The organism is Streptantibioticus rubrisoli, from assembly GCF_024436055.1.
Taxonomy (GTDB): domain Bacteria; phylum Actinomycetota; class Actinomycetes; order Streptomycetales; family Streptomycetaceae; genus Streptantibioticus_A; species Streptantibioticus_A rubrisoli.
The window spans coordinates 19,321-35,522 of sequence record NZ_JANFNH010000016.1 but is presented as its reverse complement, the minus strand read 5'-3'; the positions used below and the strand labels follow the sequence as shown (position 1 = coordinate 35,522).

Sequence of the window (16,202 nt, the reverse complement as noted above, 5' to 3'; positions counted from 1 at the left end):
CGACGTCTGATGCTTCTGGACACCGCGAGCCTGTACTTCCGCGCCTACTTCGGGGTCCCCGAATCGGTGCGGGCGCCCGACGGCACGCCGGTGAACGCGGTGCGGGGCCTGCTGGACTTCATCGCCCGGCTGGTCGAGGACCACTCCCCCGACGACCTGGTGGCCTGCATGGACGCCGACTGGCGCCCACGGTGGCGGGTGGAGCTGATCCCCTCCTACAAGGCGCACCGGGTCGCCGAGGAGACGGCGGCCGGGCCGGACGTCGAGCAGGTGCCGGACACCCTCTCCCCGCAGGTGCCGGTGATCGAGGCGGTGTTGGACGCGGTCGGCATCGCCCGGGTGGGGGTGCTCGACTACGAGGCGGACGACGTGATCGGCACGTTCACCGCCCAGGCGACCGGACCGGTCGACATCGTCACCGGTGACCGCGACCTGTACCAGTTGGTGGACGACGCCCGCGGGGTGCGGGTGCTGTACCCGGTCAAGGGCGTGGGCACGCTGCAGGTCACCGACGAGGCGGCGCTGCGGGCCAAGTACGGGGTGGCCGGGCGTGGTTACGCGGATCTGGCGGTGCTGCGCGGTGACCCCAGCGACGGGCTGCCCGGGGTGGCGGGCATCGGCGAGAAGACCGCGGCCAAGCTGCTGGCCGACTACGGCGACCTGGCCGGAGTGCTGGCCGCCGTCGACGATCCGGGCTCCAGGCTGACCGCGGCTCAGCGCAGGCGGCTGACCGAGGGGCGGCCGTACCTCGCCGTGGCGCCGAAGGTGGTCCGGGTCGCGGCGGACGTTCCGCTGCCGCCGGTCAGCACGGCGCTGCCGGGCGAGCCGCGTGACCCGGCGGCGCTGGAGGCGCTGGCGAACCGGTGGGGGCTCGGCGGATCGCTACAGCGGCTGCTGGCCGCGCTGTCGCTGCGGGCCGCGCGGTAATCGGTACCGGACCACCACCACATTGGTTAGGCTTCCCTAAGTCATTCGACCATCAGGGGAGCCCTTATGACGGACGCTTCACAGCGTGCTTCATCACAACGTGGAAGGCAGCAGGTCAGCCGGGGCCGTGTGGTACGCGTCGAACGGCTGACGCCGCACATGGTCCGGGTCGTCCTCGGCGGCGAGGGTCTGGACGGCTTCGCCGCCGGGCAGTACACCGACCACTACGTCAAGCTGCTGTTCCCGGCGGACGGGGTGGTCTACCCCGAACCGTTCGACATCCAGGCGATCCGTGCGGAGTTCCCACGCGACCAGTGGCCCCGCACCCGCACCTACACGGTGCGGCGCTGGGACGCCGCGGCGCGCGAACTGACCATCGACTTCGTGGTCCACGGAGACGAGGGCCTGGCCGGACCGTGGGCGGCCGGAGTCCAGCCCGGTGCGGAGATCCTCTTCCTCGGTCCCGGCGGCGCCTACGCCCCTGACGAGGCGGCCGACTGGCATCTGCTCGCCGGTGACGAGAGCGCCCTGCCCGCGATCGCCGCCGCGCTGGAGCGGATGCCGCGGGACGCGGTCTGCCATGCGTTCATCGAGGTGCCGGACGCGGCCGAGGAGCAGAAGCTGGACGCTCCGGCCGGGGCGTCGGTCACCTGGGTACACCGGGGCTCCCGCCCGATCGGCGACGCGCTGGTGGCGGCCGTCGAGGCGCTGGAGTTCCCACCCGGCACCCCGCAGATCTTCGTGCACGGCGAGGCGCACTTCGTGAAGCGGCTACGCCGGTTGCTGCGCGTCGACCGCGGCATCGCCCGCGAGCGGATGTCCATCTCCGGCTACTGGCGACGGGGCTCCGACGAGGACAACTGGCAGGCCACCAAGCGGGAATGGAACCAGCGGGTGGAGGCGGAGCAGGAGACGGCCGCGGCCTGAGGCCGGGGTCGTCCGGCCTGAGGTCCGCTCGGCCTGAGGTTGCCAGCCGTTGCGGCGAACCGTGGTTGCTCGCCGTTGCCCGGGCAAGGACTCTCCCGCGGAACCGGCGAGCAGCCACGACGTGGCAGCCCGCCGGTTCCGAACAAACCGCAGGGATCAGCCCAACGACGAGTACGCCACGACTCCCCGCAACAACCCGTCAACCGCCTTACGGGCGTTCCGGCGTACCGGAGAGTCGTGCGGCGCCGCCTCACTGATCTGGCCAAGAACGTCGATCAACTGCTTCGTCCAGCGGACGAAGTCGCCCGCGGGCATGTCCGCGTCCCGCAGCACCGAGTCCAGGCTGTGTCCGGACGCCCATCGGTAGGCGCACCAGGCGAAACCGAGGTCCGGCTCGCGTTGGCCCACGCCCTCCGTCTGGCTGATCTTGTGCTCCTCTTCCAGGGCGGCCAACCGCCCCCAGATCCGCACCATTTCGCCGAGCGCGGTACGCGCCTGGCCGTTGGGCAGCTTGGGCGGCAGCGCGTCCTCCATGGTCCGGGCCTCGTACACCAACGCCGAGGCGCAGGCGGCGAGTTCGGCCGGGCCGAGCCCGTCCCACACGCCGTCCCGCAGGCACTCGCTGGCCAGCAGGTCCAACTCGCCGTACAGGCGGCCGAGTCGCTGACCGTCCGGGGTCACCCGGTCCCCGTCGAGGTAGTCCAGTTCGGACAGCAGGGCGCAGATGCGGTCGAATGTACGGGCGATGGTGTTGGTGCGGCCCTCGATGCGCCGCTCCAGCGCCTGGGTATCGCGGCGCAACCGGTGGTACCGCTCGGCCCAGCGGGCGTGGTCCTCGCGCTCGTCGCAGCCGTGGCAGGGGTGGGCGCGGATCGCGCTGCGCAGCCGGGCGATCTCGGTGTCGTCGGCCGCCGCTGCCCGCTGCCTGCGCCGCTTGGGCGCGTGGATCCCGGCGGTTCCGGCCCTGGAGCGCATCGCGGACGCCAGATCGCGGCGTGAGTGCGGGCTGCGCGGGTTGAACGTCTTGGGGATCCGCATCCGGTCCAGTGCCTCCACCGGGACCGGGAAGTCCACCGAGCCGAGCCGTTTGACCTGCCGTTCGGCGGTGAGCACCAGCGGGCGCGGTCCGTCGTCGTAACTCTGCACCCCGTACCGCGGGTGGTGGCGGCCGGTGCTGCGTCCAGCGGGCACACCGGGGTCGAGGACCAGCGCCAGGCCCGCGAACTTGCCGGACGGCACATGGATTATGTCCCCCGGGCGCAGCCGCTCCAGCGCCTCGGCCGCCGCGGCCCTGCGCTGCGCGGCGCCCTGCCGGGAGAGTTCGGCCTCGCGGTCCTTCAACTCCCGCCGCAGCCGGGCGTATTCCTCGAAGTCACCGAGGTGGCAGGTCATACCCTCGCGGTAGCCCGCCAGGCCCTCCTCGTTGCGCTGCACCTGCCGGGAGATGCCGACCACCGACTTGTCGGCCTGGAACTGCGCGAAGGAGGTCTCCAGCAGCTCCCGCGAACGGTGCCGCCCGAACTGGCCCACCAGGTTGACCGCCATGTTGTACGACGGCTTGAACGAGGAGCGCAGCGGGTACGTACGGGTGCCCGCCAGGCCGCCGAGCGCCACCGGGTCCAGACCGCGCTGCCACAGCACCACGGCGTGGCCCTCGACATCGATGCCGCGCCGCCCGGCGCGCCCGGTGAGCTGGGTGTACTCACCGGGGGTGATATCGGCGTGGGTCTCGCCGTTCCACTTGACCAGCTTCTCCAACACCACAGAACGGGCGGGCATGTTGATGCCGAGCGCCAGCGTCTCGGTGGCGAACACCGCCTTGACCAGGCCGTGGACGAACAGTTCCTCCACGACCTCCTTGAAGGTCGGCAGCATGCCCGCGTGGTGCGCGGCGATGCCCCGCTCAAGGCCTTCCAGCCACTCGTAGTAGCCGAGGACGTGCAGATCCTCGTCGGGGATGGCCGCGGTGCGCTCCTCGACGATGGCGCGGACCCTGGCCCGGCCCTCGTCGTCGTTGAGCCGCAGCCCGGCGTACAGGCACTGCTGGACGGCGGCCTCGCAGCCCGCGCGGCTGAAGATGAAGGTGATGGCGGGCAGCAGGCCCTCGGCGTCCAGCCGCTCGATCACCTCGGGGCGGCCGGGCGTCCAGATCCTGGAGCGCTGCCGCCGCTCCCGCTCACGGTCCGCCTCGAAGCCGCGACGGCGGCGGTCGCGCGGGTTGTACGCGAGGGTGTTCTGGGTGCGGGCCATGCGCACCAGGTCGGGGTTGACCTCCAGCCTGCCGTTGCCGTTCGGGGAATCCGCGTTCTTCACCTCGAACAGGTCGTACATCCGGCGTCCGGCCAGTACGTGCTGCCACAGCGGGACCGGGCGGTGCTCGGAGACGATCACCTCGGTGTCCCCGCGTACGGTGTCCAGCCAGTCGCCGAACTCCTCGGCGTTGGAGACCGTGGCGGACAGTGAGACCAGGGTCACCGACTCCGGGAGGTGGATGATGACCTCCTCCCAGACCGCGCCGCGGAAGCGGTCGGAGAGGTAGTGCACCTCGTCCATCACCACGTAGCCGAGGCCGCTGAGCGCCTGGGAGCCCGCGTAGAGCATGTTGCGCAGCACCTCGGTGGTCATCACGACCACGGGTGCGTCGCCGTTGACGCTGTTGTCGCCGGTGAGCAGCCCGACCTTGCCGGAGCCGTAACGTTTTACGAGGTCGGCGTACTTCTGGTTGGACAGTGCCTTGATGGGCGTGGTGTAGAAGCACTTCCGCCCCTCGGCGAGGGCCAGGTGGACGGCGAACTCGCCCACGATGGTCTTGCCCGATCCGGTCGGCGCGGCGACCAGTACGCCTTTTCCGGCTTCCAGCGCCTGGCAGGCCGCTATCTGGAACGAGTCCAGCGGGAAGTCGTACATCTCGCGGAAGGAGCCGAGCGCAGTGGCCCGCTCGGCGGTGCGACGCCGAGCGTCGGCGTACCGCTCGGCTGGTGAGATCTCGTCGGTCATCGTGCATTCGAGCCTACCGGCCGGGTATGACAACGTGCCCGACCTTTACCTGTGGCTCTCCTCCGAGAGGGCTCGAGAAGCCGCTGGGGTTCGGTAGCGCCCCGAAGGGGCGCGGGGCCGTGTTCATGTGCGGCTCCGGCGCGTGGGCACGACCGGCCACAATGGCGCCGCAGACGATCAACGGCAGATCACCGCGCTCCCCGCGGAGCGCTTACGGCTACGTGGCGTCGTCGTAGTCGTCGGCCGGGGGAAGGGCCTGGGGGCTGGAGACGGGCTCCACCTCGGGAAGGGCCTCCGGGGTCAGGTCCAGGTCGGACGCCTCGTCGGGGCTCAGGCCGTCGTCGGCGCGGCGGGCCTTGCGCTTGTCGTGGAGGATGGAGATGCCCACCGCCAGGAAGAACAGCGCGCAGATGGGCGCGGCCAGCGCCAGCATGGACAGCGGGTCGGGGCTCGGCATCGCGATCGCCGAGAAGATCGTGATGCCCATGACCATCCAGCGCCACCACCCCAGCATCCGCCGCCCGCTGATCACCCCGCCGAAGTTGAGCAGCACCAGCAGCAGCGGCAGCTCGAAGGAGAACCCGAAGACCAGCACCATCCGCACCAGCAGGTCCAGGTAGCCGTCCAGCGGCACCAGGTTGGTGACATGGTCAGGGGTGAGGCTGAGCAGCGCCTTGGCGGTGGTCGGAATGATGGTGTACGCGAACCACGCGCCGACCACGAACAGCGGAACCCCGGCCCCGACGAAGCTCAGCGCGTACTTCTTCTCGTGCCTGTGCAGACCGGGCGCGAGGAACGCCCACACCTGGTAGAGCCAGATCGGCGAGGCCACCACCACACCGGCCATCAGGCCGACCTTGAGCAGGATGCTGAACGGGCCCAGCAGACCGTTGACGTTGAGCGTCGCGCAGTGCTCGCCGTGCTTGGCGATGTCCTGGAAACTGGCCTTGCAGCCGACCGACTTCAGCAGCGGCTCGGTGAGGAACGCGGCGAGCTGGTCGTGGTAGACGAACGCGACGACCGCGACCACACCGATCGCCAGCAGCGACTTCACCAAGCGGCTGCGCAGCTCACGGAGGTGGTCCGCGAGCGGCATCCGCCCCTCAGGGTCCTTCTTCTTGCGGGCGGACTTGAGCAACCCACGTCCCTATCTCGTGCGGCAGCCGGTCGTCGTCGGCTTGGGTGTACCGGTCGGGGCACTTACGTACACGTCGTTTCTCGGCGACAGCGATCGTAACGCGCGGTGGTGAACGCCTGGCAATCCCCCACGGGCCGCCAGGTGGCCGCCCGCGCCACGGGCGCGGGCCGCGGCGATCAGCCTACCGTCGGCCGGACCGCGACCGGCGCCAGGCCGACCGCCGCCCGGCGGGTCAGTGGCGGACCATGTCACCGGCGCGGGCGGCCAGCGGCTCCGCGCTGCGCTGGAACTGCTCGGCCGCGCTGGCCAGCGCCTGCGAGCTGTCGCCGACCTGCCGGGCGAGCCGCCGCACCTCCACATAGACCCGGATGCCGAGGACGCCGAGGACGGCGATGCCGCAGAACGCGAGGGCGGTGGTGAGCAGGATCCAGTCCATGTCCGCGAGCCTAGCGGTCCCGCCTCAGCCGACGTGCAGCCGCATGGTGCGCACCCCGCCGTTGGTGAGCAGCGCGACGATCCGCTGTCCCGCGGGCTTGCGCACCGCCGCCCCGCAGTCGGGGCAGGTGAAGGAGTAGAACGTGGTTCTCGCGGTGCGTCCGATGGCCAGCCGCAGCGCCGGGGCGGCCAGTTCGAAGCGGCCCCGGCAGTCGGGGCACATCGCCTTGAAGAGCACGCTCTGCGCCGTGGGCACCTGCATGTCGTGTCCTCTACTCCTCGCCGTACGCCGCGAGCGCCTGTCGGGCCGCCGCCCGCGCGCTGTCGGCCAGCGCCGTCGGGGAGACGATCCGGCCGTCGCGGCCGAGCCGCAGCGCCAAGCGGCGCAGCGAGCCGGGGTCGGGAGTCCGCAAGGTGATGCGCAGTCCCCCGTCGGGCAGTTCCTCCGCGCTGTCGTGCGGGTAGTACTCGGCGACCCAGCGGCCGCCCGGGCCGACCTCGACCACCACTTCCGGATCGTCGCCCGCGGGCTGGACCAGCCCGGCGGACAGGTCGCGCGGTTCGAGCCTGGGCGGGTCGGCGGGGGCGTCGAGCAGCTTGATCTCGGCGACCCGGTCCAGCCGGAACATCCGGCGGTCCTCGGACAACCGGCACCATGCCTCGAAGTAGGTGTGCCCCACCGCGAACAGCCGGATCGGATCGACCTCGCGCTCGGTCAGCTCGTCACGGGCGGGTGAGTAGTAGCGGATCCACAGCCTGCGCCGCTCGGCGATGGCCCGGTCCACATCGGCGAAGACGCTGCCCTCGGACTCGAAGGTGACCGACAGCCGGGCGCTGGCGCCCGCCGCCTCACCGGCCGCCGCCTCCAGCTTGGCGTAGGCCCGCAGCAGCGCCTGCCGGTCGCTGTCCCGCAGCCCCGGCAGGGTGGCCACCGCGCGAGCCGCGACCAGCAGCGCGGTGGCCTCGTCGGCGGCCAGCCGCAGTGGCTGGGCTGCTTCACCAAGGGCAGCGTCGTTGTGCCACCAGATCCGCTCACCGTCGGTGTCGATGTCGAGCAGATCGCCGCCGCGGAAGCTCGTGCCGCACATCGGCAGTACGTTGAGGTCGCCGATCAGCTCGGCCTCGGTCACCCCGAAGGCGCGCGCCACATCGCTGACGCGCGCGCCGGGCCGCTCCTTCAGGTACGTGACCAGGGAGAGCATCCGGCGGGTCTGGTCGATCGCGTTGGACATCGTGGTCCCTCTCCCCCTCAGCCGCGGGCCACGGCGCGCAGCCGGTCCACCACGTCGTCGCGCAGTTCGGCGGGGGCCAGCACGACCACGTCCGGGCCGAACTCCACCAGCCAGGCGTCCAGTCCGTGACCGTACGGGATCTCCAGCTCGTCCCATTCGGCGGCCCACTCTCCCGGCGCGGGCATCGTCTCCACCGCCCGCGCCCGCAGCGGGTAACCGGCGCCGCGCCGCAGCCGGATCCGCGCGGTGGCGGTGGCGCCCTCACCGGCCCAGCTGGCCACGGTCTGCCGTACGTCGACGTGGTCGGGCACCTCGACGGTGAACTGGCCGCCGCGGGACCGGATCCGGCCGGTGATGCGGCTGAGCCGGAACACCCGGCGGGCCTCACGGTCCCGGTCCCAACCGGCCAGGTACCAGTGGCCGCGCCAGCACTCCAGCGCCCACGGCTCCACCGACCGCGGCTCGGGGCGTACGGCGTTGGACTTGCGGTAGTCGAAGGAGACCGGGCGGCGGTCCCGGGCGGCCAGCATCAGCGGCTCGAAGGCGGGCTCGTGCGCGGGGATACGGGGCTCGATGACTGCGCCCATCCCGTGCGGGTACCCGCGGTGGCCCTCGGCGGTTTCGTAGCCGGACTCGCCGAACGGCACGCCCGCGGCCCGCAGCTTCTGCAGCGCTCCACTGGCGGCGGCGGCCAGCCGGGCCTGCTGCCAGACCTTGGCGGCCAGGCTGAGCGCGGCGGCCTCCTCGGCGTCGAGGGCGATCTCGGGGAGGCGGTTGCGGTCCCGGCGGGCGACGTAGCCGGTCTCGCCGTCGATGGCGTCCACCGTCTCGATGACCAGGCCGAGTTCGCGCAGGTCGTCCTTGTCGCGCTCGAACATCCGGTTGAAGGCCTCCTCGGAGGTGATCTCCCGGTAGGCCTCGACGGAGGCGCGCAACTCACGCTTGCTGAGCGGGCGACGGGTGTTCATCAGGCACAGTGCCAGGTTCATCAGCCGCTCGGCCTTGGCGATGGCCATCGGACACACCCCTCCTGTTCTGCTCTCACGATGAACCTACCGTTCCAAGGTCGCCAGGTAAAAGCCGATGGCCCCCGCCGGGCGGCGGGGGCCATCGGCAGGGGCTGCTACCGGCTCTGAACGGCGACCAGGTCGCAGACGAAGATCAGCGTCTCGCCCGGGGCGATCCGCCCGCCCGCGCCGCGGTCGCCGTAGGCGAGGTGCGCCGGGATGATCAGCTGGCGGCGGCCGCCGACCTTCATGCCCTGCACACCCTTGTCCCAGCCGGAGATGACCTGGCCGACGCCGAGCTGGAACTCCAGCGGGTTGCCGCGGTTCCAGCTGGCGTCGAACTCCTCACCGGTGCTGAAGGCCACGCCCACGTAGTGGACCTTGACGAAGTCGCCCGCCTTCGCCTCCGGGCCGTCGCCCTCCCAGATCTCCTTGATCTCAAGGTCCTTCGGGGGCTCGCCGCCCGGGAAGTCGATCTCGGGCTTGTCGATGCTCACGTCTTTCTCCTCAGTACGGTGTGTGCAACCTGCACAGTCTTACATCGTTCCGAGGATGTCCACCGAGAAGACCAGGGTGGAGTTCGGCGGCACGCCGTTCGGCGGCTGGCTGCCGAAGGCCTGGTCGGGTGGGAGGACGAGCAGTACCCGGCTGCCGACCTTCTTGCCGGCCAGGCCGTTCGTCAGCCCCTTGACCGGGAGTTGACCGAGCGGCAGCGTGGTGGGCGCGTTGCGGTCGTAGGTGCTGTCGAAGGGCTTGGCACCGTCCCACAGCAGGGACTTGTACTGCACCACGACCGTGTCGGTGTTCTTCACCACCGGGCCGTTGCCCTCGATGACGTAGTTCGCCACCAGCTTCTTGGGCGCCGCGGTCTTGGGCACGTCCAGCGACGGGGCCTTGCCGTCGGTGTTGGTGCCGACCTTGGGCAGGCTGCTGTCGTTCTGCGGCTGGACCGCGCCCTGGGCGCTCTTGGGCGGGTTGGTGCCCTTGAGGATGTCCACGACGAAGAACAGGGTGGCGTTCGGCGGGATCTGCGGGGGTGAGCCCTGGGCTCCGTAGCCGAGGTCCGGCGGGATGATGACCTGGATCCGGCTGCCGACCTTCTGGCCCTCCAACGCCTGGTCCCAGCCCTTGATCACCTGGCCGGTGCCCACCAGCAGGTTGAACGGCTGCTTGCCGAAACTGGTGTCAAAGGGTGTGTCGGAGTCGTAGGTTTGACCCAGGTAGTTGACCTGGGCGATGGAGCCCTTGCCCAAAGTGGCGCCGTTGCCCTGGCTGATCACCTTGACCTGCAGGTTCTTGGGCGGGGTGCCCTTGCCCTTGGAAACGGTGGGCTTCTGGCCGAAGTTGGTCCCGGCGGTGATCTTCGGCGGGGTGTTCTCGCTGCCGCAGGCCGCCGCGGTGAGCACCAGCAACGGTACGACCATGGCGGCCAGCAGCCGCGAGACGCGGCGTTTCCTTGGCGGTTTGGCGGACTCGGTGGCTGCCGGGCCGGAGGGGGGCGGCGGCGGGGCAATACGACGCAACGTTGCCTCAGTTCGTCAATGAATCTTCCGGATGTGCAATGCGCGCCACTCTACGACGCGACCGGGGCCCCGAACGAGAAACGTACGGGGCCCCGGCGTTGCATTCGGCTGACTCGCGGTCACATTCCGGCAATCAGCTTCTCCACCCGGTCGTCAACCGAACGGAACGGGTCCTTGCACAACACCGTGCGCTGTGCCTGGTCGTTGAGTTTCAGATGCACCCAGTCGACGGTGAAGTCCCGCCGCTGTTCCTGCGCGCGCCGGATGAACTCACCGCGCAGCCGCGCCCGAGTGGTCTGCGGCGGCACCGACTTGGCCTCGAAGATCTTCAGGTCGTTGCAGATCCGCTTGGCTTGGCCCTTGCGTTCCAGCAGGTAGTACAGACCACGACGGCGGTGAATGTCGTGGTACGCGAGGTCTATCTGGGCGATCCGCGGATGCGACATGGTGATGTTGTCGCGGGCGCGGTAACGCTCGATCAGCTGGTACTTCATCACCCAGTCGATCTCGGTGCTGATCGAGTCCAGGTCGCCGGTGGAGACCGCCTCCAGGGTGCGGCCCCACAGGTCGAGCACCTGCTCGGTGACTCCGGTGCGGATGCCGCGGCGCTCGCAGAAGTCAACGGCCTTGGAGTAGTACTCCTCTTGGATGTCCAGCGCGGACGCTTCCCGGCCGCTGGCCAGCCGGACCTTGCGGCGTCCCGTTATGTCGTGGCTGACCTCGCGGATGGCCCGGATCGGGTTCTCCAGCGTCAGATCGCGCATCACCGTGCCGGCCTCGATCATGCGCAGCACCAGATCGGTGGCGCCGACCTTGAGCAGCATCGTCGTCTCCGACATGTTGGAGTCGCCGACGATGACGTGCAGCCGCCGGTAGCGTTCGGCGTCGGCGTGCGGTTCGTCGCGGGTGTTGATGATCGGGCGTGAGCGGGTGGTGGCGGAGCTGACGCCCTCCCAGATGTGCTCGGCGCGCTGGCTGACGCAGTAGACCGCGCCACGCGGGGTCTGCAGCACCTTGCCCGCGCCGCACAGCAGTTGGCGGGTGACGAGGAACGGGATGAGGATGTCCGCGAGCCGGGAGAATTCCCCGTGCCGGGCGACCAGGTAGTTCTCGTGGCAGCCGTAGGAGTTGCCCGCGGAATCGGTGTTGTTCTTGAACAGATAGACGTCGCCGGCGATCCCCTCCTCGTGCAGCCTGCGCTCGGCGTCGACCAGCAACCCTTCCAGAATGCGTTCACCGGCCTTGTCGTGGGTGACCAGTTCGGTGACGCTGTCACACTCCGGAGTGGCGTACTCCGGGTGCGAACCCACATCGAGATAGAGGCGGGCGCCGTTCTTCAGGAAGACGTTGCTGCTGCGACCCCATGACACGACACGGCGGAACAGGTACCGCGCCACCTCGTCCGGGGACAGGCGACGCTGTCCGCGGAACGTGCAGGTGACGCCGTACTCGTTCTCCAGCCCGAAAATGCGGCGGTCCATGAGTGAACATTACGCCCGATGCGTCTCACTGAAACCGGGTTCGACGGCGTCGATTCGATCATTTTCCGGCCGCCGCCGCGCGATTGGGGCAGCGAGCACCCGGCCGCCCGCCAGCAGCACCAGCAGCGCCACGACCCCACCGGCCCCCGCCACCGCGAAACCGGCCGGAACGCCACCGTACTGCGCGGCCGGTCCGGCCGCCGCCGTGCCCACCGAGGCGCCCACGCCGAAGGCGGTCACCAGCCAGGAGAACGCCTCGGTCACCGTGCCCGCCGGAGCGTGCCGATCCACCACCAGGAAGGCGCAGGCGAGACATGGCGCAAGGAACAGACCTGACAATCCCGCCAAGACAGTCATAGCGGGCACTCCGGGCACGGTCACCAGCGGTACGTAGGCGAGCGCGAGACAGAGCATCAGCGCCCGCAGCCGCCGCTCCGGCGCCCCGGCCCAGCGCACCGCGCCGTAGACCACACCGCCCACCAGCGCCCCGGCGCCCAGTGCGGAGAGCAGATAGCTGGAGACCATGCCCCCACCGTGCGCGTCGGCGTAGGCGACCGCGGCGACGGCTATCGAGCCGAGCGCCAGCCCCACGAAGAAGAACGAGCCGAGCAGCGCGAGCAGACAGCGCGAGCGCAGCGGGCCCAGCCAGTGCGCCTCGCGCTCGGCGGCCCGCCAGCGGCGGGACGGCTCGGTGGTGACGACCAGCAGGGTTCCGGCCACGCCGATCAGGGCGAGCCCGACCAGCGCGGCGCCGGTGGACGCGGTGGCGACCAGCAGCGTGACCAGCAGCGGGCCGACCGCGTACATCACCTCCTGCGCCGCGGCGTCCAGCGCGTAGGCGCTGTGCACCTGGTCGTCGCGGTCCAGCACGGCGGGCCACAGGGCACGCAGCCCGCCCTCCAGTGGCGGGGTGGCCACGCCCGCGACCGCCATCGCGACGCAGGCGGCGGCGAGCGGATCGGGGCCCATCACCGCGAACGCGGTCATGGCGGCGGCCGAGACCACCGCCCCGCCGAGCATCACGCGTGGCTGGCCGCGCTTGTCGACCAGGCGGCCGAGGGCGGGCTGGCCGATCGCGGTACCCAGACCGAAGACCGCGGAGAGCGCTCCGGCGAGCGTGTAACTGCCGCCATGGGCCCGGGTGAACAGCACCACCGCCAGCGCGGCGGTGGCGTTCGGCAGCCGCCCGATCAGCGTTCCGCCCAGCAGCCGTATCGCGTACCGCGTGCGCAGCAGCTCCAGGTACGCCGTGGCCATACCCTCCCCGTTCCCGGCGGGCGGTCCCTCCGCCCTCGATGGTGTTACGTATAACTTACCCGTCATACGTAGCATGGCGCTCGGCCGCGGGTCCAGCCGCGGGACGCAGAAGGGACCACAACCGGTGACCGGAACGGACCGTCCGACCTCTCGGGATGTCGCACGTGCCGCTGGCGTCTCCCAGGCCACGGTGTCCCTGGTGCTGGGCGACAAGTGGCGCGGCCGGGTTTCGCAGCGCACCGCGCAGGCGGTGCGGTCGGCCGCCGCCGAGCTCGGATACCGGCCGAATCTCGCCGCCCGCAACCTACGGCTCGGCCGGACCAGGACCGCGCTGCTGGTGGTGCCCGCGCTCACCAACGACTACTTCGCCCGGGTCTACACCGGCGCGGCGCGGGTCGCGGCGCGCAACGGGTTCGGCGTGGTGCTCTACCCGTCGCCGGAGGGGGTGGGTCCGGCGCCCGATCCGTTCTCTTCCGCACGGGCGGCGCTGGACGGGGTGATCGCCTCTTCGATGGCGGTCGAGGCACTGGACGCGATCAGCGGCGATCCGGCGGCCGGAACGGCCGGACTGCCGCTGGTGATGCTGGACAGCGAGCCCGGGGCGGCGGGCGCCGCGGCCACCGTCAACCTCGACCTCGCGGACGGCATGCGGCAGGTGGTGGACCATCTGGTCGCGCTGGGCCACCGGCGGATCACGCACATCGCGGCGGCGGTGGACTCCTGGACGTTCCAGGTACGGCGGGACGCGTTCGACGCGGCTGTCCGTGGGCTTTCGGGTGCGGTGGGGGGCCGGGAGCCCGCCGGGCTGAGCGTCGAGCAGGGTTTGCAGGCGGCCCGGCGGGCACTGACCGCGCCCGGGCCCCGGCCGACCGCGCTGGTCTGCGACGACGACCTGCTGGCCGCGGGCGCGTGCAAGGCGGTACGACGGCTGGGGCTGCGGGTGCCGGAGGACGTGTCGGTCACCGGCTTCGACGATCTGGCGCTGGCCACGGCGGTGGAGCCGGAACTCACCACGGTCCGACTGCCCGCCGACGAGGTCGGCGCGCGAGGCATGGCCGCCCTGCTGGCAGCCTTGGACGGGCACGCGCCGGAACCCGCTGACGTCCTCCCCGTCCACCTGACGATCCGCGGCACAACGACCGCTCCGGCGGAGGGTTGAGGGGCGCCAACCACGCGTAGCCCACGTCCTTTTCCGGGACGGACTCTCAACCGCCTGCGGACTGAGGGAGTTCGGCAACCGGCGGGCTCCACCGCGAGCGTTTCCGGCCGTCGCGGCGGTCCCTTCGGGGCGAAGCCCCCCGGCCCCCGGCCCCCGGGCCCCCGGGGCAGCACCCTCACCCTCCGATCCACGCCCAACCCCCAAGCCATGCCTGGGTTTTCTGGGCGCTCCCCCGCAGCCACTCCGCCGCGACAGGGTAGCCCGACGGTACCGCGGCACGCGCCAGGGCCTCCGGCCGCGGAGCCGCGACCCCCGCAGCCGCGACCCCGGCGCCGAAGACCGAAGCGCGCCGGAAAGCCGAGCGCCCCCAGGCACGGGGAAGGCGCGCGGGCCTACTCCTCCGTTTCCGTCTCCGACGGCTCGGCGCCCTCGGCCGCTCCCTCTGCCGAGGATTCGGCCGACAGCAGACGCGTCAGCTGACGGCCCAGAACGCGGCGGAACTTGCGCTGTTGGGGACGGGTGCGGTCGAGAACCGCGACCTCCAACTGCTCGGCGGTGAGCTGCCGTTCACCGCCGTTGTTGTCCCGGCTGAGCGACTCCACCGCCAGCCGCAGCGCCTCGCCGAGCGTCATCTCGTCGCGGTGCCGCTGGTCGAGGTAGCTGCCGATCTGGTCGGAGTTGCCGCCGACCGCGACCGCACCGTGCTCGTCGACGATCGAGCCGTCGTGCGGCAGCCGGTAGATCTGGTCCTCTTCCGGCGCCGAGCCGACCTCGGCGACGATGAGTTCCACCTCGTACGGCTTCTCCGCCGCGCTGGAGAAGATGGTGCCCAGCGTCTGGGCGTAGACGTTGGCCAGACCGCGAGCGGTCACATCCTCGCGGTGATAGGTGTAACCGCGCAGATCGGCGTAACGGACGCCGCCGATCCGCAGGTTCTCGAACTCGTTGTACTTGCCGACCGCGGCGAAGGCGATGCGGTCGTAGATCTCGCTGACCTTGTGCAGCGCGCGGGACGGGTTCTCGGCGACGAAGAGGATTCCGTCGGTGTACTGCAGCACAACGACGCTGCGACCGCGCGCGATGCCCTTGCGGGCGTACTCGGCGCGATCCGCCATGGCCTGCTGGGGTGAGACGTAGAACGGCGTCGACACCGGCTATCCGTCCCTTTCTGTCTGTGCGGGAAGTATCCCGGATCCGACCGTTACAGAAGCGCGGCGCGGGGGCCGTCCGGCTCCTCGAGGCGCCGCTCGTGGACGGCCCGGGCGGTCTCCGATGCCTCGGCCTCCGTCAGCCGCCGGAAGCCCTCGTCGGTGATGACGGTGACGATCGGGTAGATCTGCCGGGCGATGTCCGGGCCACCGGTCGCCGAGTCGTCGTCGGCCGCGTCGTACAGCGACTGTACGACCGCGGTGATGGCCTGCTGCTCCGTCAGGTCCTTGCGGTAGAGCTTCTTCAGCGAGCCGCGGGCGAAGACCGAACCGGAACCGGTGGCCGCGAAGCCCTGCTCCTCCGAGCGACCGCCGGTCACGTCGTAGGAGAAGATCCGGCCCTTCTCCCGGTCGGTGTCGTACCCGGCGAACAGCGGCACCACCGCCAGGCCCTGCATGGCCATGCCCAGGTTGCCGCGGATCATCGTGGACAGCCGGTTCGCCTTGCCCTCCAGGGAGAGCGCGGCGCCCTCGATCTTCTCGTAGTGCTCCAGCTCCAGTTGGAACAGTTTGACCATCTCGACGGCCAGGCCCGCGGTTCCGGCGATGCCCACCGCGGAGTACTCGTCGGCCGGGAAGACCTTCTCGATGTCGCGCTGGGCGATGACGTTGCCCATCGTCGCCCGACGGTCACCGGCGAGCACCACACCGCCGGGGAACGCGGCCGCCACGATCGTCGTCCCGTGCGGGATCTCCAGCGCGCCTTGCACGGGCGGCAACGTCCGGTTGCCGGGCAGCAGTTCCGGCGCGTGCTCGCCGAGGAAGTCCATGAAGGACGACGAACCAGGCGTCAGGAAGGCCGCCGGCAGACGCCCGGTACTACGAGTATTGGCTTCCACACGTTTCCTTCCACGATGACTGCGAACCGTCTCCCTCTCCCCGGGGAGCGGCCGGTTTCGATCACTTGCCAC

At 70.8% G+C, this 16,202-nt stretch carries 15 protein-coding genes; 3 read left to right on the top strand and 12 right to left on the bottom strand.

Annotated features, from left to right (window positions below; all coding sequences use genetic code 11):
* The first annotated feature begins 9 nt into the window (after positions 1-9).
* Together NON19_RS15825 and NON19_RS15820 are read left to right on the top strand one after the other, a co-directional pair.
* Positions 10-927: a 5'-3' exonuclease gene (locus NON19_RS15825; RefSeq protein WP_255928710.1), complete on the top strand. Its 918-nt coding sequence runs from the start codon at positions 10-12 to the stop codon at positions 925-927.
* A gap of 66 nt (positions 928-993) precedes the next feature.
* Positions 994-1,854, top strand: coding sequence for a siderophore-interacting protein (locus NON19_RS15820; RefSeq protein WP_255928568.1), 861 nt, complete (start codon positions 994-996; stop codon positions 1,852-1,854).
* Between the two features lie 156 nt (positions 1,855-2,010).
* On the opposite strand, the gene NON19_RS15815 is transcribed toward NON19_RS15820, so the two are convergent.
* From NON19_RS15815 to NON19_RS15770, 10 genes are all read right to left on the bottom strand, one after another.
* Positions 2,011-4,851, bottom strand: a complete 2,841-nt coding sequence (locus NON19_RS15815; RefSeq protein WP_255928566.1) for a DEAD/DEAH box helicase — start codon at positions 4,849-4,851, stop codon at positions 2,011-2,013.
* 217 nt (positions 4,852-5,068) lie between these two features.
* On the bottom strand, positions 5,069-5,989 hold the full coding sequence (tatC, locus tag NON19_RS15810) for a twin-arginine translocase subunit TatC (RefSeq protein ID WP_255928564.1): 921 nt from the start codon (positions 5,987-5,989) through the stop codon (positions 5,069-5,071).
* A 232-nt stretch (positions 5,990-6,221) separates the two neighbouring features.
* Positions 6,222-6,425: a hypothetical protein gene (locus tag NON19_RS15805; RefSeq protein WP_255928562.1), complete on the bottom strand. Its 204-nt coding sequence runs from the start codon at positions 6,423-6,425 to the stop codon at positions 6,222-6,224.
* Between the two features lie 24 nt (positions 6,426-6,449).
* Positions 6,450-6,686 carry a CpXC domain-containing protein gene (locus tag NON19_RS15800; RefSeq protein ID WP_255928560.1) on the bottom strand — a complete coding sequence of 79 codons (237 nt, stop codon included), beginning with the start codon at positions 6,684-6,686 and terminating at the stop codon, positions 6,450-6,452.
* Positions 6,687-6,696: 10 nt separating this feature from the next.
* A complete protein-coding gene (locus NON19_RS15795) occupies positions 6,697-7,656 on the bottom strand; it encodes a helix-turn-helix transcriptional regulator (RefSeq protein ID WP_255928558.1) in 960 nt (319 codons plus the stop codon).
* Between the two features lie 17 nt (positions 7,657-7,673).
* Complete coding sequence (locus NON19_RS15790) at positions 7,674-8,672, bottom strand: helix-turn-helix transcriptional regulator (protein WP_255928556.1); 999 nt, start codon at positions 8,670-8,672, stop codon at positions 7,674-7,676.
* Positions 8,673-8,779: 107 nt separating this feature from the next.
* Positions 8,780-9,160, bottom strand: coding sequence for an FKBP-type peptidyl-prolyl cis-trans isomerase (locus NON19_RS15785; RefSeq protein WP_255928554.1), 381 nt, complete (start codon positions 9,158-9,160; stop codon positions 8,780-8,782).
* Positions 9,161-9,199: 39 nt separating this feature from the next.
* Positions 9,200-10,087 (bottom strand): FKBP-type peptidyl-prolyl cis-trans isomerase, encoded by an 888-nt coding sequence (locus NON19_RS15780; RefSeq protein WP_255928708.1) that lies wholly within the window; start codon positions 10,085-10,087, stop codon positions 9,200-9,202.
* A 218-nt stretch (positions 10,088-10,305) separates the two neighbouring features.
* Positions 10,306-11,667: a Pup--protein ligase gene (pafA, locus tag NON19_RS15775; protein WP_255928552.1), complete on the bottom strand. Its 1,362-nt coding sequence runs from the start codon at positions 11,665-11,667 to the stop codon at positions 10,306-10,308.
* 9 nt (positions 11,668-11,676) lie between these two features.
* A complete protein-coding gene (locus NON19_RS15770; RefSeq protein WP_255928550.1) occupies positions 11,677-12,924 on the bottom strand; it encodes an MFS transporter in 1,248 nt (415 codons plus the stop codon).
* A gap of 73 nt (positions 12,925-12,997) precedes the next feature.
* Between NON19_RS15770 and NON19_RS15765 the strand changes: the two genes are divergently transcribed.
* A complete protein-coding gene (locus NON19_RS15765; protein ID WP_255928548.1) occupies positions 12,998-14,083 on the top strand; it encodes a LacI family DNA-binding transcriptional regulator in 1,086 nt (361 codons plus the stop codon).
* 392 nt (positions 14,084-14,475) lie between these two features.
* Here NON19_RS15765 and prcA read toward each other — a convergent pair whose 3' ends face one another.
* Together prcA and prcB are read right to left on the bottom strand one after the other, a co-directional pair.
* On the bottom strand, positions 14,476-15,234 hold the full coding sequence (gene prcA / locus NON19_RS15760) for a proteasome subunit alpha (protein WP_255928546.1): 759 nt from the start codon (positions 15,232-15,234) through the stop codon (positions 14,476-14,478).
* 50 nt (positions 15,235-15,284) lie between these two features.
* Entirely contained in the window at positions 15,285-16,130 is an 846-nt protein-coding gene (gene prcB, locus NON19_RS15755) for a proteasome subunit beta (protein WP_255928544.1), read from the bottom strand.
* Between the last annotated feature and the right edge of the window lie 72 nt (positions 16,131-16,202).